The following is a 19735-nucleotide window of genomic DNA, read 5'->3' as shown; positions in this document are numbered from 1 at the left end:
CCCCGTCCTCCAGCGACTGGTGGACCAACCTTGAGGTCGCCGAACGGGAGATCAGCCCCGCCCCCCGGCCAACGCCCCCGCGAGGTATCGCGCCGTCACGCTTGCGGCCGCCCCGGCCACGTCCCGTGGCGTCCCGGCCGCCACCACGCGCCCGCCCGCGGCGCCGCCGCCGGGCCCGAGGTCGACGACGTGGTCCGCGCCCGCGGCGACCGTCATGTCGTGTTCCACCACGACGACCGTGTTGCCGGCGTCGACGAGGCCGTGCAGCTGGCGCATGAGGAGTTCGGTGTCGGCGGGGTGCAGGCCGGTGGTGGGCTCGTCCAGGACGTAGAGGGTGTGGCCGCGGTGGGTGCGCTGGAGTTCGGTGGCGAGCTTGATGCGCTGGGCCTCGCCGCCGGAGAGCTCGGTGGCGGGCTGTCCGAGGCGCAGGTAGCCCAGGCCTACGTCCTGGAGCGTGCGCAGGCCGCGCCGGGCGGCGGGCACGTCGGCGAGGAAGTCCGCGGCGGCGTCGACGGTCATGCCGAGGACCTCGGCGATGTTCGCGCCCCGGTAGGTGATCTCCAGCGTCTCGGGGTTGTAGCGCGCTCCCCCGCACGCGGTGCACGGGGCGTACGAGCCGGGCAGGAAGAGGAGTTCGACGGCGACGAATCCCTCGCCCTGGCAGGTCTCGCAGCGGCCGGCGGGGACGTTGAAGGAGAACCGGCCCGCGGTGTAGCCGCGTTCGCGGGCGGCGTCCGTCGCGGCGAAGACCTTGCGCACGGCGTCGAAGAGGCCCGTGTACGTGGCGAGGTTGGAGCGCGGGGTGCGGCCGATGGGCTTCTGGTCGACGCGCACGAGGCGGTCGACGGCCGCCAGGCCTTCGGCCGTGAACGCGCTGCCGTGGCCTTCGGGGGGACGGCCTTCCAGCCGGGCCGCGACGGTGTCGGCGAGCACCTGCCCGACCAGCGTGGACTTGCCGGAGCCGGAGACGCCCGTCACGGCGGTGAAGACGCCGAGCGGGAACTCGGCGTCGAGCCCGCTCAGGTTGTGCCGGGTGACGCCGCGCAGGCGCAGCGTGCCGGAGGGCTCGCGGGGCGTGCGGGGCGCGGGGGCCTCCTCGGAGAAGACGAAGCGGCGGGTCGCGGATTCCGTCACGCCGGCGAGGCCGGCCACCGGGCCGCTGTAGAGGATCTCCCCGCCGTGCTCCCCCGCTCCCGGGCCGACCTCGACGATCCAGTCGGCGCGGCGCACCACGTCCATGTGGTGCTCGACCACGAACAGCGAGTTGCCCGCGGCCTTGAGCCGGTCGAGGACGGTCAGCAGGGCGGCGCTGTCGGCGGGGTGCAGGCCCGCGGAGGGCTCGTCGAGCACGTACACCACGCCGAAGAGGCCCGAGCGCAGCTGGGTGGCGAGCCGCAGCCGCTGCAGCTCGCCGGCGGACAGGGTGGGAGTGGGCCGGTCCATGGCGAGGTAGCCGAGGCCGAGTTCGGTGAGGACCTCGATGCGGGCGACGAGGTCCTGCGCGAGGGTCGCGGCGACGCCCTCGCCCGCGCGGGCGGGGCGGAGCGTCGCGGCGAGGTCGGACAGGGGCAGCGCGGCGAGCGCGGCGATGTCCTGCCCCGCGAAGGTGACGGCCAGCGCCTCCGGGCGCAGCCGCCTGCCCTTGCAGACCGGGCACGCGCCGCTGACCAGGTACCGCTCGGCGCGGGCGCGCAGCGCGGCGCTCTTGGAGTCCGCGGCGGTGTGCAGGACGTAGCGGCGGGCGCTCATGTAGGTGCCCTGATAGGGGCGCTGGATGCGCTCGGCGTCCCGGACGGGGTGGACGGTGACGACCGGCTGCTCGTCGGTGAACAGGATCCAGTCACGGTCCTTCTGCGGGAGCTCGCTCCAGGGCCGGTCGACGTCGTACCCGAGCGCGTCGAGGATGTCCCGGAGGTTCTTGCCCTGCCACGCGCCCGGCCAGGCGGCGATCGCACCCTCCCGGATCGACAGGGAGGGGTCGGGAACGAGCGACTCCTCGGTGACCCGGTGCACCCGCCCGAGGCCGTGGCACTCCGGGCAGGCGCCCGCGGCGGTGTTGGGCGAGAAGGCGTCGGAGTCGAGGCGTTCGGCCCCTTCGGGGTGGTCGCCGGCGCGGGAGAACAGCATGCGCAGGGAGTTCGACAGCGTGGTGACCGTGCCGACGGACGAGCGCGAGGTGGGGGCGGAGCGGCGCTGCTCCAGCGCGACGGCCGGCGGCAGCCCGGTGATCTCCTCGACCTTGGGCGCGCCGACCTGGTGGATCAGCCTGCGGGCGTACGGGGCGACGGACTCGAAGTAGCGGCGCTGGGCCTCGGCGTAGACGGTGCCGAAGGCGAGGGAGGACTTCCCGGATCCGGAGACGCCTGCGAAGACGACGAGGGCGTCGCGCGGGACGTCCACGTCGACGGCTTTGAGGTTGTGCTCGCGGGCACCGCGGACGCGGACGTAGGGGTCGTGCATGTGCGCGATTGTATTTGTCCGGCCCGTCCCGGCCCGGTGCCGCGCTGTCCCGCGGCCCGTCTCAGTTGATCCGGCCCGGTTCCGCCGGTTCCGATGGTTCCGATGGTTCCGATGGTTCCGATGGATACCAGCCTGGGTGGGCGGTCGGCCAGGGCCGGCCGAGCTGGAGGAACATGCCGAGGCGGTCACTGACGGCGCGAATCTCCGAGATCTTGCCGCCAATAACGGTGAACCACCAGATCGGCGTCGGGGCGCATCACGACTGCACCGAAGGCGTCGAGCTGCTGACGGAAGCCGTCGAAGGCCGCGCCGGGCTCGTCCGCCTCACCAACAATGTTCTTGTTGTGGTCGATCACGCCGAGCGCCATGTACTGCGACAGACAGGCAAGGGCGGCCGGAGGAGCCACCATGGGAAAGCGGACGCGCGGCGAACGGGCGGGCCTGTCCCGGACGCGCGGCTGTTCGCCCTGGCGCTGCCATTCCCTGGCGAGAGCGCGGATGCGGACGCAGGCGCGGGGGGCACCGACTGGCGCGCATTGCTGCGGACGTACGCCGTCTCGCTGCGCCAAGCGCTGCTGCGCCACCCGGGCGTGCTCCCCCTCGCGGCGAGCCGCCCCGCGGTGACCCCGGCAACGCTCGACGCGGTGGAACGCGGTCTGACGACTCTGACGGCGTCCGGGTTTCCGCTGGGGGCAGCGGTGCATGCCCTCACGGTCTACTCCCGTGAGTGGCATCACGATTTCCCCTCACAGACCCCGTCCTACCCCTTGATCACGGAGTGACGCAGACAACGATAGGAGTCATTGTCTGCGCAGTGCGGGTGCTATTGGTGGCTCCGACAGTCCAACCGTTTCCGACAGGGTACGACTCTCCGAAGTCGGCACCGGTACTGCGATACCCCCCTCCGGTCGGCACCTTGCCCACCGGACAGAGCACACTGGCGGACTTGCTCTCGTTCGGTTGCAAGCTCACAGTGACACCCGGATGCTGCGTATAGTCCCCCGCAGCACAAACAACGGAAGCCTGCATGTCCTGGACCGCGCTACCGCGATTGGTACCCACGATGCGCAAACTCCCCCAGTCGGGAGCGATCTGACTGATCGCCACCCCGGTGCCGCTGGAGGTGACGCCTCCACCAGTGGCCAGCTGCCCTGCTGGGCAATCCACGGACGCCACCCCGGTGGCCCCTGGTTGCAGGGTTACAGGGGGGCCGATAACACGCTGGTGGGGAAGCGTCGTGCAAATGGCAACCGCTACCAGCTGCTTCGGGGATGTCGCGTAGTTGTGCACGGTAGCGACCCAACTGCGATCCACCCGCTGTGAGCTGCTGATGAAAGCATTCGAGAAGGGGAACGCTTGGCCCCCTCCACCGCTGGGCTCCTCACCGGCGGGACAATCAACCGATGCGGCGCTTTCCTCACCCGGCTGCAGGACCAGAGGCGCGCCCCTCTGAATGTGGTGATTTGCCATCACCCGCGATGCAGCCGTCTCGACAGCCGGTCTGCTGTCGCTCTGAGCGGCGGCCATCATGCCGAAGGTGAGTGAGGCGACTGCTGCCACGATGACCGTCCGGAAGCGTTTCATCTTGACCTCCGATGAGCGCGATGGTCTGGGCCCTGGTGGCGCGACGCGAGTCGGCTATCGCCACTCAGCTCAGAGCCCAGGTCGCCCTGCGGGCAGAACAGGCGCTCGCACAGGCAGGGTTACCGGGCCAAGTGCGCTGCGGCGACTCGCAGAATTTCATCGGGGCTGGAGGATTCGCGTGCCTCGGGGACGTCCACTTCATGGAGTGTCTCCCCTGGTCCCGGAACGATGACTGCGCCTTCGGCGCGCTTACGGGTCTCCGATGCAAACCCCTGTTGCACCGCCACGACTTCACCGTTCGCCGATGTAATCACAGTGAGCTTCATACTCCCCCTCCGCCCTGGAGGTTGTGGGTAGCCGCACCGGGCCCCTGGTTGACGATAATCACGGTGTAGGTGGTGCGTCCACTGTCTTCGCGACGTTTACCCTGATCGCGAGCAACGTGCCACGCGCCCTGATTGGGGGACTTGATGTCGGCGCAGGCTGTCTGCAGACCGAAGTCCGATCGAGCTGCGTTAAGCCAGTATTCCCACCTGGTCTGCGTGTTGGCCGGCAGTGTTGTGGGAGGACCGAGGTTCGAGAATGCCATGATGCACGCTCCTTTGATCAGCGGAGGTCACAGATGCCGAACTCCGCCAGTTCAGCTGAGCCGGTTACTCTTCCGTGCGGCACACCTCAAGCGTCAGGGCAGACACAAGCCATGCCTATCACCTGAATGGGTGATAGTGGAGAAAAACACCGCCTACACGGTGGTGAAGCGATTCCGTTTTTGCCGTTCCTCAGCCGTCGGGCGCCCGATGAACAAGCTGAAGACCTGGCGCAGCATCGCCACACCCCGCGGAGACGATCGGCGAACAAGGGGGCGGGGGATCGATTCACCCGGCCACGTGCGGGTGACACGGCACATGGCGCGGCGCACGGCGGGGCAGGGTGTGGCCACCGTCAACACCCGCCCACTGAAAGGCCTTTCATGCGCCGCATCGCCGCCGTCGTCCTCGGAGCCGCCTGCCTCCTCGGGGTGAGCACAACCACTGCCACAGCCGTGCCCGACCCCGTGGCCGTGATCACCTGCGCCGCCGGCGACCTCACGGCCCTCGTCGACCCGGCCGCCCTTGGAGCCCCGCCCGAGATCCCGGGCACGGGCTGCCTCGCCCCCTGACCCGTACCGCCCTCAAGAGCCCGGACACCGGGCGGCCCGCTCGCGCACACGCCCCGCCTCCACCACGACGGTCCGCCCCGCAACGGCGGCCGTCGCGGTGTCGTGGGTGATGAGCACCAGGCCCGGCCCGCCGGGTTCGCGCACCAGCGCGGTCAGCAGGGCGAGGATCCCCCGCCGGGTGACCGCGTCCAGCCCGGACGTGACCTCGTCGCAGATCAGGACCCGGGGCCGGGCCAGCAGGGCCCGGGCCAGGGCCGCCCGCTGGAGCTCGCCGCCGGAGAGTTCGCCGGGGCGCCGACCCGCGTGGTCCGCGCCGAGCCCCATGCGCGCGAGCAGCGCCCGGGCCTCCTCCTCGGCCGCGGCCCGGCCGAGGCCGCGCAGCCGCACCGCGGTACGGGCCACCTGGCCGAGCACGGCCCGGTGCTCGTCGAAAGCCGCACGCGCGTCCTGGAAGACGTACTGCACGGCTGCCAGCTCGGCCCTGCCGCGCCGCCTCAGACTGCGCGGCAGCGGAGCCCCGTCGAGGGTGACGACGCCGTCGTAGGCGGGGTGCAGTCCGGCGAGGCAGCGGCCGAGAGTGGTCTTGCCGCTGCCGGACGGGCCGACGACCGCGACGCACTCGCCGGGGTGCACCGAGAAGGGGACGTCGCGCAGGACGCCGGGGGCGCCGGGGTGACGGGCGGTCAGGGAACGGACTTCGAGGACGGGAGACCCGTCCGGCGCTCCGGCACCGTCGTCTTGGCCGCTCTCTTCCCTCTCCTCACCCTCTTCCCTCTCCTCACCCTCCTCTTCCTCCTCTCCTTCCTCGCCCTCCCGCAGGAGCTCCCGCGTCCACGCGTGCCGCCGCGACCCCGCCCGTATCTCCTCCGGCGTGCCCCGGTCCACCACCGTTCCGTCGCGCATCACCAGGACCTCGTCCGCCAGGGCGCGGACCACGTCCAGGTCGTGGCTGAGGAGGACCACGGCGATGCCACGGCGGGCCACCGCCGCAAGCTGTGCGGCCACCCGTTCCTTCGTACGGGGGTCCAGGCCGGTCGTCGGCTCGTCGGCCACCACGACGCGCGCGCCGAGCAGCAGTGCCTGGGCGAGGACGACGCGCTGCTGCTGCCCGCCCGACAGCTGGTGCGGGTAGCGGGCGAGCACCTCGTCCGGGCCGGGCAGCTGCGCGTCCCGCAGGGCGTCCCGGACCCGCGCGCGTGCCGCCTCGCGCCGTGCCCCGCGCGGCAGTTCGCGGACCTGGCGGCGGGCGATGTCGTAGAGGAGGGCGCTCACCCGCCGGGCGGGGTTGAGGACGGACGCGGGGTGCTGCGGTACGTACCCGGCGAGCCCCTGCGCCACGCGCACCTCGCCCGTGACGCGCGCGCCCGGCGGGTACTCGCCCAGCAGCGCGAGGCCCGTCGTCGTCTTCCCGCTGCCGGACGCGCCGACGAGGGCGGTGACGCGCCCGGGCCGGGCCGTCAGGCTCACGCCGTCGACGATCGCCCGCCCGCCGGGCACCACCACGCGCAGCCCGCGGACCTCGGCCACCGCGTTCTCCGTATCCTCCGGGCTTTCCGGTCTCTCCGGGCTCTCAGGACTCTCCGGACCGTTCACGGGCGCCTTCCTTCCTTGCGCGCGGGTGCCCTGCGCACCGCGTCGAACAGCAGGTTCGTGCCGACGGACAGGGCCACGACCAGCACGGCGGGCACGACGACGGCCCACGGCTGGACGAACAGCCCGGTGCGGTTGCGGTCCACCATCACGGCCCAGTCGGGCGCGTCGGGCCCGGCGCCCACGCCGAGGAAGGCCGCCGTGGCCACGAGGTAGAGCACACCGGTCAGCCGGACGCCCGCGTCGGCGGCCAGGGTCCCGGCCATCGAGCGCCCCACGTACCCGACCGCGATCCGCCACCACGACTCGCCCTGCATGCGCAGGGCCTCCACCGAGGGCCGGGACGCCACCTCGGCGGCCCGCGCCCGGACGATCCGGGCCGCATCGGGAATGTTGACGAGGGCCGCCAGCAGCGCGAGCCCGGCGGGGCCCGGCGGGCGGACCGAGGCCACCAGCAGGACGAGGAGGAGGGAGGGCACGGCCAGCAGGACGTCCAAGGGCCGCAGCAGCACGTCCTCCAGCCACGCCCGGCGGGTGAGCGCGGCGGCCAGGCCGAGGGGCACGGCCACGGCGTAGGCGAGGGCGGTGGCGGCGAGGGTCACCAGGACCGCCGAGCGGCCGCCGAGGAGGACCTGGCGCCACACGTCCCGGCCGGCGAAGTCCGTACCGAGCCAGTGCCCTTCGCCCAGCGTGAACGACGTGCCGCGCGGGCCCGCCTCCCCCGCGCACCACGGGCCGAGCAGGGCGAGGAGCAGCGGCAGCCCGGCGACGACCGCGCCGAGCGCGAAGCGCCCGGCCCTCGTACGCCCGCCGCCCGTACGCCCGCCGCCTACGGATCCGGCGCTCATGCCGCCGCTCCCGCGCGCGGCGCGAAGCGGTGGGCGACCAGGTCCGCGGCCAGGTTGAGGACGACGGCGACCAGCCCGAAGACCACGGCCAGGCCCTGCACCACGGGGACGTCCCGGGCGGCCACCGCGTCCATCAGGACGGTGCCGAGGCCGGGGATCACGAACAGGGCCTCGACGACGATCACCCCGCACAGCAGCCAGTCGACGGTGCGGGCGAGCTGCTGGGCGGCGGGGGCGACCGCGTTGGGCAGAGCGTGCGCGTAGCGGACGCGGGCGCCCGACAGGCCGTAGCGACGGGCCTGCGCCGCGTACGGGGAGGCCAGCGCCTCGACCATGCCGGCCCGCACCAGCCGGCTGATCGAACACACCGGACGGGACAGCAGCACCAGGACGGGCAGGACGAGCGCCTCCGGGTGGGCGAGCAGGTCGGTGCCGTAGCCGACCGCCGTCGGGGGCAGCCAGCCCAGGCGCAGGGCCAGGACGGTCACCAGCAGCACCCCGAAGGCGAACTCGGGCACCGCGTACACCGCGAGCGTCACCGAGGAGACCACCCGGTCGACCGGGCCGCCCTCGCGGCGGGCCGCCAGCACGCCGAGGCCGACGCCCGCCGGAATCAGGAGGGCGAGGGTGAGCGCGGCCAGCAGCAGCGTCGGCCCGAACCCCTCGGCCAGCGCCGCCGCCACCGGGCGGCCCGAGGCGAGCGACATCCCCAGGTCGCCGTGGAGCAGGGCCGCGGCCCACTCCCCCAGCCGCTCGTGCGCGGGCCGGTCCAGGTGCAGGGCCTCGCGGATCGCGGCGATGCGGGCCGGGTCGGGATCGTCGCCCGCGAGGGCCACGGCCGCGTCGCCCGGCAGGGCCTCCGTGAGGGCGAACACGAGCAGGACGACCGCGGCGGTCTGGGCGGCGCCGAGGAGGATCCGGCGGACGATCCAGCGGCTCACGCCAGCCACACCTTGTCGAAGCGGGCCCAGTCCAGGGTGTTGGCCGGGGCGTCGCGGGCCACGCCGCGCACGCGGCGGGACGTGCCGACGATCCAGTCGGCGAAGCCCCACACCAGGAAGCCGCCCTCGCTGTGCAGGACGCGCTGCATCCGCTCGTAGAGCCCCGCCCGCTCGCGGGCGTCCTTGGTCGACTGCAGGCGCCGGTAGAGCTCGTCGAAGTCCTTGCGGCGCCAGTGGGTGGCGTTGGTGGTGGAGTCGCTCAGCAGCCGCTGGGAGATGTGCGACTCGATGGGCATGGCGCCGGAGCGGTAGCTGGCGAACGTGCCGTGGTCGAGGATGTCCTTCCAGTAGCTGTCCTTGTTGCCCACGCGCACCTCGACGGTGACGCCCGCCTTCGCGGCCTGGTCGCGGAAGATGCCGGCGGCCTCCGTGAAGCCCGCGGCGACCGGGGAGGTGTCCAGAGTGACCTTCAGGTCCTCCGCCCCGGCCTCCTTCAGCAGGCGCCGGGCCCGGTCGAGGTCCTGGCGGCGCTGCGGCAGGCCCGCCGCGTAGTGGGCGCAGCCCTTGCCGAAGAGGTCGTTGCCGGTCTCGCCCGCGCCGGACAGGGCGCCCTTGACGAGCTCGTCGCGGTCGGCGATGAGGAAGAACGCCTCCCGTACGCGCGGGTCGTCGAACGGCGGCCGGTCCGTCTTCATCACGAAGCCCTGCATCGCGCTGTTGCGCAGCCGCACGATCTCGATGCGGCCCCTGCCCTCGTGGGCGCGGGCCGTGGTGGGAGCGAGCTCGTGCGCGTAGTCGACCTGGCCGCCGAGCAGGGCGTTGACGCGCGCCGACTCCTCGTTCGCGACGACGAACTCGAGCTCGTCCAGGTGCGGGGCGCCGTCCCAGTAGGCGTCGTTGCGGCGGAACCGGGCGGACCGCCCGGGCGCGAACGACACGTGGCGGAACGGGCCCGACCCCACGGGCTCGTCGAACTGCTCGGTGCCCTTCGGCACGATGTACGCGCCGAACGCGGCGAGCACGTTGGGGAATTCGGCCGTCGGCCGCTTCAGCCGGAACTCGACGGTACGGGGCCCCGTGGCGCGGCTGGCTTCCAGGTCGATCGGTTCCAGGGACGCCCTGGCCCGGAAGGCCTTCTTCGGATCGACGATCCGGCGGTAGCTGAAGAGGACGTCCTCGGCGGTGACGGGCCTGCCGTCGTGGAACACGGCCTCCCGCAGCGTGACCGACCACCGGTCGAGCCCGGCACTCGCCTCCCACCGCTCGGCCAGGCGGGGCCTGGCGGTCAGATCGGGCCCGTAGTCGGCGAGCTTGTCGAACAGAGCCTTGGCCCGGGCCGCGTCGGCGAAGAGGTTCCCCAGATGCGGATCAAGCGTCTCGGCGGCCCCGCCCCCGGCGAAGGCTGCCCGCAACCGGCCGCCTTTGCGGGGGGTGCCGGAACGGGTGTCGGTACTGGTACCGGTGCCGGTGCCGGGGGAGCACCCGGCGATGCCCAGGCCGGCGAGGCCGATGCCGCCGGCGGCTGTGACAGCAAGAAATCCGCGCCGCCGGAGGCCGGGGGGAGGGGTGTGCATGGAGGTTCTCCTGGTGAGGGGTTGGAGTGGGATGGGACGACGGCGTGCCCCCGGGGGCTGCCCGGCACCGCCGGACTACGACGTCGTGGTTGCTCACCGCGGCGGCGGACGGGAGGTGCGCAGCACCTCGAAACGCCCACCGGGCCAAGCCCGTTTCGGCACCGCCGCGCCACACCGTCGTGGTTGCCCGCCACCGCGGCGGACAAGAGGTGCGCAGCACCTCCATGCCTCGCGGCACGCGCCACCGGCCCAGCGTGTCAAGCCGGCTCGCCACGCTGGGCCCACGACGTCGTAGCCACTCGCCGCGGCAGCTGACGCGAGGTGCGCAGGACCCCGAAACGCCCGGCGAGCCAAGCCTGTTCGGCGTCGCTGCACGGGATCCTGGTATTCGCCGTGGCAGCGGAACCCGCGCCTTTGTGACCGCCGCCGCGGCGAGTAACCACCCACGGCGTGGACCGGCGGTGCCGATGCGGCCGTAACCGGCCACGCGCTACAGCCGGCGCGCTATCACGTGCAGGCGGTCGCCGTCGGCCGTGGTCGACGGTGGGGCGCCCTCCCGCCAGGGAGGCTCCGTGCGGGGGCCCGGGCCGTCGTGGAGGGAGACGGTGTCGAAGCCGTGCGCGGCCAGTGCGTAGTGGAGTTCCTGGGGGAACAGCAGGCGCCACGCCGAGCGCTGTTCGAACGGCGGGGAGCCGTCCGTCGTCCAGACGCGGCGTCGCCGCAACAGCTGCGCCGCGCGGTCGACGCCGAGCGTCGTCACGTGCGCGTACGTGCGCCCCCGCCAGGTGAACTCCCCGGACGCCGGCGCGTCCAGCAGCTCCGTGCGGCCCAGAAAGAACGCCCCGTTGCGCATCTCGGCGACGAGCAGTCCTCCCGGCCGCAGCGCCCGCCGGCAGGAGCCCAGGAGGCCGTCGAGCTCCTCGTTGGTGTGGCAATAAAGCAGCGCGCTGTCCAGGCTCACGACCGCGTCGAAGGCGCCTTCGCCGAGGTCGAATCCGCGCAGATCGGCGCGGAGGTACGCGGGGCCGGGGTGCCGGGCCCGGGCGTGGGCAAGCATGGCGTCGGATAGGTCGGCGCCGGTGACCTCGCGACCGGCCCCGTGGAGCCACGCCGCATCCCGCCCCGTACCGCAGCCGAGGTCGAGGACGCGCGGCCCGGCGCCGTGGGCGGCGAGGGTGGCCTCCGCCCAGCGGGCGGCAAGGCGTTCGGGGTCGGGGAAGCGGGCTTCGTAGAGTTCGGGGTGGTCGGTCAGCAGGTTTCGGGTGTTCATCCTCGTCCCTTCAGGCCGTTGCCGGAGCCGACGTAGCCGTCGGAGCCGCCGCCGGAAGCACCCGCAGCCGGTGCAGCCACGCCACTCCGCCCGCGGAGGCGAGCCCGAGCGCCAGGCAGCACGCCCAGGGCAGCCACTGGGTTCCGTCGCGCCCGCCGGTGTCCATGGCCCAGCCGATCAGCGCGTTGCCGAGGGCGGCGGCGATGCCGGAGACGGCGTAGAAGATGCCGAAGTACGTGCCCGTCAGCCCGGGCCGCCCGAAGCCGGGGACCATCTCCATGACGAACGGCTGGGCGATCATGACGCCGAGATAGAGCAGCAGCGCCCCGCCGAGGACGGGCAGCAGCCCGAGCACGTTCCCTTCGGTGCCCGCCACCGCCATCGGGGGCAGGAAGGCGAGGCCCATCAGGGCGAGTCCGGCCGCGACCCACGTACCCCGGCTGCCGCGGCCCTTCAGGGCCCGTGTGATGCGCAGTTGCAGGCCCAGGTTGGCGAGGGTCCCGGCGAGGAAGACGAGCCCCGCGGCGCCGTCCCAGCCGGTGGCGCGGCGGGCTCCGTCGGGCAGGAGGAGGTAGAGCTGGTTCTCCATGGTGAACATGCCGACCATGGCGAGGGAGAACGCCAGGAAGGCCCGGTTGGCGAGGACTTCGCGCCAGTCGGCGAGCACCCCGCCGCCGCTGGGCGCGGCCGGCCGGGCGGGCAGGACGAGCGCCTGGGCGACGGTGAGCAGGGCGAAGATCCCGGCGGCGGTGAGCGCGGAAGCCCGGAAGCCGACGAGGAGGAGCGCGCTGCCGAGCAGCGGTCCGATGAGCGCGCCGGTGGTCGCGAAGACGTTGAACAGGGCGAACGCCTCCGCCTTCCGCTCCCCCGCCTCCTGGGCGAGGTACGCCCGCACGGCGGGGTTGAAGAGCGCGCCCGCGAGGCCGCTGAGGACGGATGCGGCGAGCAGCACGGCGAGGCCGTCGCCGAGGGCGAACAGGGCGAAGCCCGCGGTCCGCAGCGCGCACCCGGCGATGATCACGCCGCGTGCCCCGAGCCGGTCGGCGGCCGAGCCGCCGATGAGGAAGAGGCCCTGCTGGCTGAGGTTGCGGACGCCGAGGACGATGCCGATGACGGCGGCGGACATGCCGAGGTCCTGGCCGAGGTGGGTGGCGAGGTAGGGGATGAGCAGGTAGAAGCCGGTGTTGACGCCGAGCTGGTTGACGAGGAGGAGGCGGATCGCGAGCGGGAAGCCGCGTATTTCGTGCCAGGTCTTCACGGTGCGGGGTCTCCTTGCCCTCGTTGGCCTCGTTGGCCTCGTTGCGCTCGTTGCACTTGTTGCGCCCGTTGCCCTCGTTGCGTTCGTTGTGTGGTGGCGCGGACGCCCAGGCCGGGGGCGCCCGGGGCCCGTACGGTGCCGTTCTCGCCGCCGATGCCGGTCCACGGGTCGTGGGCGAGCAGCAGGTGGCCGTCGAGGTCGGTCCAGCGGGCCCGGTCGGCGAGGTGGACGGCGGGGGCGATGCCGAGCGAACTGGCGGTCAGGCAGCCCAGCATGAGCTCCGTGCCGCTGCCGGCCAGGGCGTCGGCGATCCGCAGGGCGGCGTGGACGCCACCGCACTTGGCGAGCTTGACGTTGACGCCGTGGACGCGGCCCGCGAGGCGGCGGGCGTCGTCGAGGCTCGCCGCGTCCTCGTCGGCGATGAGGGGCAGCGGGGACGTCTCGGCGAGCCGGGCGAGGCCCTCGGGATCGCCGGGGAGGGTGGGCTGTTCGACGGCTTCGACGCCGAGCGCGGCGAAGCGCGGCAGCAGCTTCCGGGCCCGGGCGACGGTCCAGGCCCCGTTGGGGTCGAGGAGCAGCCGGGCGTGCGGGGCGGCCTGCCGTACGGCTCGTACGCGCTCGATGTCGTCGGCGGGGTCGGGCGACCCACCCTTGATCTTGAGGACGGTGAACCCGGCGTCGGCGAGGCAGCGGGCCGTCAGGGCGGCCCGTACGGGCGAGGTGATGCCGATGGTGCGGGCGGTGTCGGCGGCGGGCGCGGCCGTGCCGTTGCTCCCCAGGAGCCGGTGCACGGGCAGGCCGGCGCGCTTGCCCGCGAGGTCGAGCAGCGCGGCTTCGACGGCGGCGGTCACGGCGGGCGGGGTGTCGCGAGGCAGAAGCGTCTCTTCTGCTACGGCTTCCAGCGCGCTCTCCGGCGTCGCGAACTTGCCGAGCCCGACCGCGGCGTGGCACATCAGCCGCCGGATGGCACCGGCGTCCAGCCCGTAGTAGGCGCTGGCCACGGCCTCGCCGAAGCCGCGGACTCCGCCGTGCTCGACGGTCAGCCAGACGGCGTCGCGGGCGTCCATGACGCCCCGGGAGATCCGCAGGGGTTCGGCGAGACGGAGCCGGGCGGTGCGCAGGGTGGTCTTCACGGGGCACCTCCGGTGGTACGGCAGTGAGGTCGACCGTCCGCCCGGTCCCGTGCCGAACGGCCACCGGGGACGTCATGGCGGGCCCCGGCGCCGCCTGGAACGGCGCCCGGGGCGACGGGGGCTCCCTCGGCGTCGGCGGACACTCCGTCGCAGCCGGGCCGAGCGCCCGGCTGTCCGCCCCCACCGCCCCCGCCGCCTCGGACGCCGGTCGCTCCGGCACCGCCCGCGCGGCGGGCAGCCACGCCGACGACAGCCGCACCGACGGCGGGCACACCGGCAACGGCAGAGCCCGCCGAGGCCACTGCCGCGGCGCCTCCGGCCGCGGCCTTCCCGGGGCCGGCCGCATCAGCACCGGCCACACCGATCACACCGGTCACACCGGCCGCAGGCGTGACGCCGTCGGCCGGGCCCGCGACGGGCGCGCCGACGCGAGCCGCCCCGGTGGCACCCGGCCACCCGTAGGACGCCGGCCCTGCTCCGCCCCCGCCCCGCACCGGATCCACCGGATCGACGGGATCCAGCGGATCCACCACCGTCGTGCACCGCGCCCAGCCCGTCGCCTCCGCGGCTCGCGGGTGGGGGATCTCCAGCGGGCGGCGGGCGGCCGCATCGAGGTCCAGGCCGTGTGCTGCGGTGAAGTCGTCGTCGTAGAGCGTGCCGAGGTAGCGGTGGGGGCCGTCCGGGAAGACCGTGGCGACGACCGCGCCGGGGTGGACGCGGGCGGCCCAGGCCGCCACGAGGGCGGCCGCGCCCGTGGACCAGCCGCCGCTGACGAACGCCTCGCGGGCCAGCCTCCGGCAGGCGTCCGCGGCCTCGGCGGGGCCGACCCAGTGGACCTCGTCGAAGGCGTCGTAGGCGACGTTGCGCGGGTGGATGCTGCTGCCGAGGCCGCGCATCAGGCGGGGCCGGGACGGCTGGCCGAAGATCGTCGAGCCGGTCGCGTCGACACCGACGACGCGCAGTCCGGGGAAGTGCCGGCGCAGGGGCCCGGCGATTCCGGCGCTGTGCCCGCCGGTGCCGACGCTGCACACGAGGATGTCCAGGTGGTCCAGGCCGGACGCCAGTTCGGCGGCGAGGGAGGCGTAACCGGCGACGTTGTCGGGGTTGTTGTACTGGTCGGGCCAGTACGCGCCCGGGTGCGCGGCGAGGAGCTGCCGCAGCCTGGCGAGGCGCGCGGCCTGCCAGCCGCCCTCGGCGGCCGGGCGGTCGACGATGTCGAGCCGGGCGCCGTGGGCGCGCAGGAGCCGCCGCATGGACGGTTCCAGTTCGGCGTCGCCGACGAGGACGACGGGGTGGCCGAGGGCCTGGCCCGCGAAGGCGAGGCCGATGCCGAGGGTGCCGGAGGTGGATTCGACGACGGGCGCGCCGGGCAGGAGCTCACCGCGTTCCTCGGCGCCCATGAGCATGGAGACGGCGGCGCGGGCCTTCATGCCGCCGGCGCCGAGCCCTTCGAGCTTGGCCCAGAACCCGGGGTGCGGGCCGGGCAGTCCGGCGTCGATGCGGGCGAGCGGGGTGCGGCCGAGGAGGGAGAGGAGCCCGCGGTTGGCGCGGGGCGCGGCCTGCAGGACGGGGCTCATCGCCGACCTCCGGAGGGGCGGAGGGAGCCAGTGCCTCCGGAGGGGCGGAGGGAACCTGTGCCTCCGGAGGGGCGGAGGGAGCCAGTGCCGCCGGAGGCGTCGAGGCCACCGGGCCCACCGGAGGCGTCGAGGCCGCCGGAAGCACGGAGCACACCCGGGCCCCCGGAAGCGTCGAGGCCACCGGGCCCGCTGGAGGTGTCGAGGCCACCGGGGCCACCGGAGGCGTCGAGGCCCCCGGAAGCACGGAGCACACCCGGGCCCCCGGAAGCGTCGAGGCCACCGGGCCCGCTGGAGGTGTCGAGGCCACCGGAAGCACGGAGCACGCCCAGGCCCCGGGAAGCGTCGAGGCCACCGGGCCCGCCGGGGGTATCGAGGCCCCCGGAAGCACGGAGCACGCCCGGGCCCCCGGAGGCGTCGAGGGAGCCCGGGCCCCCGGAGGCGTGGAGGGCACTCGGGCCCCCGGAAGCACGGAGCACGCCCGGCCCGCCGTAGCGGTGGACGACGCCGGGGCCGCCGTCGAGCCAGAAGAACGGGTACGGCTCCGCGCACACCGCGCTCACTCCGGCGCCGATCAGCCGCGGCAGGATCGCACTGCCGGTCTGGGCGAAGGCCACGAGCTGCTTGCCGTGGCGCCGGGCGTGCTCGCGCAGGGGCTCGAAGGTGCCGTTGCCGAGGGTCATCCCGGAGACGAGCAGGGCGTCGCAGTCTCCGAATTCCGCGTGCGCGTCGGTGCGCACGGGTTCGCCCCACTCGGTGACGCCGCCCTTGAGGTCGCAGGGCACGTAGGCCAGGCCGCGCTCGCGCAACGCCTCCAGCAGGGAGTTGACGACGCCGACGACGAGGACGCGCTGCCCGGGGCGGGCGTCCAGCAGGCTGACGACGGCGCGTGCCCGGGCACGGGACTTGCGCAGCGAGTCGCCCGCGGGCAGGGCCCAGGGCCGGGCGCCGTTGGCGGGGGTGTGCGGGGTGGTGTGCATCAGGTAGGCGTCGAGGGCGGCCACCCGTACGGCACGCAGGGGGTGGTCGAGGAGCGTGGCGACGTCGGTGCCGGCGCACTCCTCGACGGCGCCGGCGGGAAGGGCGCCGGGTTCGACGGCGCAGGAACCGACGGCGGCGCCGACGCGCAGGCTGAGCACCTCGTTGCGGTAGCCGCCGCTGCGGCCTTCGTGGCGTACGGCCTGGGCGGTGGTGAAGGCGACGCTGGTGCGCAGGGTGCGGGGGTCGGGCCCGTACGCGCCTGCCAGGACGCGCTGTTCGAGGTCGGGACAGGAGAGGGCAGGCGCGGGGGCGGGGGCGAGGAGGCTCACGGGGCCACCACCTTCGGGGTGAGCCCGGCGAGGAGGTCCTCGGCGCGGCGGCGCGCTCCATGGCCGCCGGGGTCGGCGGCCATGACGTGCCCGAGGTAGTCGTTGTTGCTGCCGCTCGCCTTGACGGCGGTGCCGGGCTCGGCGAAGGAGGCTTCGAGCACGCCGGGGGCTCCGGCGACGCCGTCCGCCCCGTCGATGTGCTGCAGCGTGCCGGCGGTCTCCGGGACGAGGAAGGAGATGGCCGCGCTGCGTATGCCCGTCGTACGGGTGGTCAGGTCGGGTTCGCGCCCGAGGGCGACGTCCACGCAGGCGGCGGCGAGGTCGACGCCGGTGACGTGGCGGACGAGTTCGGTGATGCGGTTGCCCGCGGGGCGGGGGTTGACCTCGATGACGCGGGGCCCGTCGGGGGTGAGCTTGATCTCGGTGTGGGCGACGACGTCGTCGAGGCCGAGGGCGTCGAGGGCGCGCAGGGCGGTGGCGGCGGCCTCCTCGGCCTGCGCCCGGTCCAGGGCGGCGGGGAACATGTGGCCCGTCTCGACGAAGGCCGGGGCGCCGCCGACGCTCTTGTCGGTGACGCCGACGACGTGCGCTGTTCCGCCGGAGGAGACGGTCTCGACGCTGACTTCGGGCCCGTCGAGCAGCTCTTCGAGGAGGACGACGGGGGCGCGGAGCTGTCCGCGCGCGTTGACGGGGAAGTCCGCGAGGGCGCGGTGGGCGGCGGCCAGCCCGGCCTCGTCGTCGACCCTGCGCACGTACATGCCGGCGCACAGGTCGACGGGCTTGAGGACGAGGGGGTAGCCGAGGTCGCGGGCCGCTTCGGCGGTGGCGGTCCAGTCGGGGCAGACGGCGAAGCGCGGCCCGGGGAGGCCGGCGCGCTCGAGGGCACGGCGGGTGGCGTCCTTACGGCAGGCGTCGGTGACGGCGCGCACGGACGGGCCGGGCAGGCCGAGGCGGCCGGCGATGCGGGCGGCGGTGGGGAGGTAGTAGTCGCAGGACGTCAGGACGCCGTCGAAGCGCAGGGCGGCGTGCAGCTGCTCGATGTGCGGGAGCAGCGTGGCGAGGTCGTTGGTGTCGGCCTGGACGACGTTGCGGGCGGAGAGCAGGGGGTGGGCGGTGCCCTCGGGCGCGGAGCGCAGGTAGTGGTGGAAGTCGCGGGTGAGGAAGGTGAATTCGTGGCCGGCTTCGCGGATCGCCCGTGGCAGCAGTCTGCTCATCGATCCGACCCAGCTCTCGACCATCAGCAGGTGTCCCACAACTCTCCCTCTTGGTAGTGCAGTCGGCGGTCCCGGCGGGGGTTCCGGGGGCGTGCCCGGGCATGCCGGGGGAGCCCTCGGGGCGGCGCGGCCCGTCTTGACCCCGCACACATTATCGATAATGGTTGTCATTGTCATCTGCCGAGCCGTCAGCCGCCTCGGCCCCGCCACCCCCCTCACCCCCTTCACCCCCCCACCCACCACACCCCGCTGAATGCGAGATCCATGCGCCGCTCCATCCGCCCGGCCGCCGTCCTGTGCGCCGTCGCCGCCACGGCGACAGCCCTGTCCCCCTCCTCCGCCTACTCCGCCCCCTCCGCCACGGCCGCCGCGCCGCCCGCCGCCGCGATCGCCTTCGGTCCGTGCCCCGCCTCCGTGCCGGCGCCCGCCCCGCCCGCCCGGGTCGAGTGCGGCACGCTGAGCGTGCCCCTCGACCACGCCCGGCCGCGCGGCCCGCACCTGTCCATAGCCGTCTCGCGCGTCCGCGCCACCGGCACCCCCGCCGAGCGGCGCGGCGTGCTGCTCGTCAACCCCGGCGGGCCGGGCGGCTCCGGGCTGCCGTACGCCGTCACCAAGCGCGCCAAGCTGCCCGAACGGGTCCGGCGCGCGTACGACGTCGTCGGCTTCGACCCGCGCGGCACCGGCCGCAGCGCCCCCGCGGACTGCGGCGCGATGGGCGGCCTCTTCGCGGCGCCCGCGGCCGACCCCGTCCCGCGCGACCGCTCCGCCGAGCGGGAGCACCTCGCCTCCCTGCGCCGCCTCGCCGGCGACTGCGCGGCGGGCGTGGGGCCCGCCCTTGCGCACCTGTCGACGGAGGAGACCGCCCGCGACATGGACGCCGTCCGCGCGGCCCTCGGCGAGCGGCGCACCGGCTTCCTCGGCGTCTCCTACGGCAGCTACCTCGGCGCGGCCTACGCGGCCCTGTTCCCGCAGCGCGTGGGCCCGATGGTGCTGGACAGCGTCGTCGGCCCGGAGGACTGGTACGCCTTCGACCTCCGCCAGGCCGAGTCCCTGCTGCGGCAGCGCGCGACCCTGCTGGAGTGGCTGGCCGCCCACCACGAGCGGTTCGGGCTCGGCAGCACGGCGGGAGCGGTCCGCGAGGCGTACGAGCGAGTGCGGGCCGGGCTCGCGGCCCGGCCCGTGGACGACTTCGGGCCCGCCGAGTTCGACCGCGCGGTCTACCGGGCGCTCGGCCGCACCGAGCGCTGGGCGCCCCTCGGCGACGGGCTGCGCACCTACCTGCGCGAGGGCACGGTCGGCGGCCTGCGCCCCGCGGCCCCCTTCGACGGCCCGGACTCCCGTACGTACGAGGCCGCCAACCGCACCGTGAAGTGCGCCGACGGCCCCGGCCCCGCACCCGGGCGCGTGCTGGCCGACCTCCGGCGCCTGCGCCGCCTCGACCCGCTGCCCGTCCTGACCGGCATCGAGGCATCGGCCTGCGCGTACTGGCACCACCGCCCGGAGAGCCGCACGCGGCTCGGCAGCCCCGCCGCTCCCCCGGTCCTGCTCGTCGCCTCGCAGCACGACCCGGTCTCCCCGGTCGAGGGCGCCCGGGCCATGCAGCGCGTGCTGCCCGGGTCCCGGCTGGTCACGCTGGAGAACGACTACTCGCACGGCGTCTTCGCCAGCCGGGGCAACGCGTGCGTGGACGACGCCGTCGCCGCCTACCTGGTGGACGGCACCGTGCCCGGCGGGGATCTGCGCTGCCAGGGTCCGGGCCTGCCGGAAACCCCTTGACGACCGACGTGTTACGTATAACCATTCCCTCGTGATCTCACCCA

13 protein-coding genes and 2 pseudogenes are annotated in these 19735 nt (G+C 74.4%); 3 read left to right on the top strand and 12 right to left on the bottom strand.

Features of this window, described 5'->3' with window-relative positions; genetic code table 11:
* Nucleotides 1-51: 51 nt before the first annotated feature.
* On the bottom strand, nt 52-2460 hold the full coding sequence (gene uvrA / locus FGW37_RS27590; protein ID WP_179083529.1) for an excinuclease ABC subunit UvrA: 2409 nt from the start codon (nt 2458-2460) through the stop codon (nt 52-54).
* A 227-nt stretch (nt 2461-2687) separates the two neighbouring features.
* On the opposite strand from uvrA, the gene FGW37_RS27585 reads away from it, so the two are divergent.
* Nucleotides 2688-3242 carry a TetR/AcrR family transcriptional regulator C-terminal domain-containing protein gene (locus FGW37_RS27585; RefSeq protein WP_246430599.1) on the top strand — a complete coding sequence of 185 codons (555 nt, stop codon included), beginning with the start codon at nt 2688-2690 and terminating at the stop codon, nt 3240-3242.
* Between the two features lie 1124 nt (nt 3243-4366).
* On the opposite strand, the gene FGW37_RS27580 is transcribed toward FGW37_RS27585, so the two are convergent.
* Entirely contained in the window at nt 4367-4633 is a 267-nt protein-coding gene (locus FGW37_RS27580) for a hypothetical protein (RefSeq protein WP_179083528.1), read from the bottom strand.
* 381 nt (nt 4634-5014) lie between these two features.
* Between FGW37_RS27580 and FGW37_RS27575 the strand changes: the two genes are divergently transcribed.
* The gene (locus FGW37_RS27575) at nt 5015-5203 is read left to right on the top strand and encodes a hypothetical protein (protein WP_179083527.1); all 189 of its coding nucleotides are present in this window, start codon (nt 5015-5017) and stop codon (nt 5201-5203) included.
* A 12-nt stretch (nt 5204-5215) separates the two neighbouring features.
* On the opposite strand, the gene FGW37_RS27570 is transcribed toward FGW37_RS27575, so the two are convergent.
* The 10 genes and pseudogenes from FGW37_RS27570 to FGW37_RS27525 all read right to left on the bottom strand — a co-directional run bounded on the left by FGW37_RS27570 (nt 5216) and on the right by FGW37_RS27525 (nt 17954).
* Nucleotides 5216-6730, bottom strand: a complete 1515-nt coding sequence (locus FGW37_RS27570; protein WP_246430598.1) for an ABC transporter ATP-binding protein — start codon at nt 6728-6730, stop codon at nt 5216-5218.
* Between the two features lie 62 nt (nt 6731-6792).
* Nucleotides 6793-7641, bottom strand: coding sequence for an ABC transporter permease subunit (locus tag FGW37_RS27565; RefSeq protein ID WP_179083525.1), 849 nt, complete (start codon nt 7639-7641; stop codon nt 6793-6795).
* Nucleotides 7638-8582: an ABC transporter permease gene (locus FGW37_RS27560; protein WP_425506599.1), complete on the bottom strand. Its 945-nt coding sequence runs from the start codon at nt 8580-8582 to the stop codon at nt 7638-7640. Before FGW37_RS27560 ends, FGW37_RS27565 begins: the two co-directional genes overlap by 4 nt.
* Entirely contained in the window at nt 8579-10156 is a 1578-nt protein-coding gene (locus FGW37_RS27555; protein WP_179083523.1) for an ABC transporter substrate-binding protein, read from the bottom strand. The genes FGW37_RS27560 and FGW37_RS27555 overlap by 4 nt, the downstream gene beginning before the upstream one ends.
* A 490-nt stretch (nt 10157-10646) precedes the next feature.
* Entirely contained in the window at nt 10647-11426 is a 780-nt protein-coding gene (locus FGW37_RS27550; RefSeq protein WP_179083522.1) for a class I SAM-dependent DNA methyltransferase, read from the bottom strand.
* A gap of 10 nt (nt 11427-11436) precedes the next feature.
* Nucleotides 11437-12684 carry an MFS transporter gene (locus FGW37_RS27545; RefSeq protein ID WP_179083521.1) on the bottom strand — a complete coding sequence of 416 codons (1248 nt, stop codon included), beginning with the start codon at nt 12682-12684 and terminating at the stop codon, nt 11437-11439.
* Nucleotides 12681-13817 (bottom strand): dipeptide epimerase, encoded by a 1137-nt coding sequence (locus FGW37_RS27540; protein WP_179083520.1) that lies wholly within the window; start codon nt 13815-13817, stop codon nt 12681-12683. The genes FGW37_RS27545 and FGW37_RS27540 overlap by 4 nt, the downstream gene beginning before the upstream one ends.
* Before the next feature lie 518 nt (nt 13818-14335).
* Nucleotides 14336-15394, bottom strand: a pseudogene (locus FGW37_RS27535) (PLP-dependent cysteine synthase family protein); the annotation flags it as partial.
* 482 nt (nt 15395-15876) lie between these two features.
* A pseudogene (locus tag FGW37_RS27530) lies at nt 15877-16701 on the bottom strand (Rossmann-like domain-containing protein); the annotation flags it as partial.
* The gene (locus tag FGW37_RS27525; protein ID WP_179083519.1) at nt 16698-17954 is read right to left on the bottom strand and encodes an ATP-grasp domain-containing protein; all 1257 of its coding nucleotides are present in this window, start codon (nt 17952-17954) and stop codon (nt 16698-16700) included. The gene FGW37_RS27525 and the pseudogene FGW37_RS27530, both read right to left, overlap by 4 nt.
* A 225-nt stretch (nt 17955-18179) precedes the next feature.
* Here FGW37_RS27525 and FGW37_RS27520 point away from each other — a divergent pair, with 225 nt between their 5' ends.
* Nucleotides 18180-19691: an alpha/beta hydrolase gene (locus tag FGW37_RS27520; protein ID WP_179083518.1), complete on the top strand. Its 1512-nt coding sequence runs from the start codon at nt 18180-18182 to the stop codon at nt 19689-19691.
* Nucleotides 19692-19735: the final 44 nt, after the last annotated feature.

This window comes from Streptomyces rectiverticillatus (assembly GCF_013394065.1).
GTDB lineage: Bacteria > Actinomycetota > Actinomycetes > Streptomycetales > Streptomycetaceae > Streptomyces > Streptomyces rectiverticillatus.
Note: the sequence above shows the minus strand (reverse complement) of the source record. Positions and strands in the feature narration are given on the sequence as shown.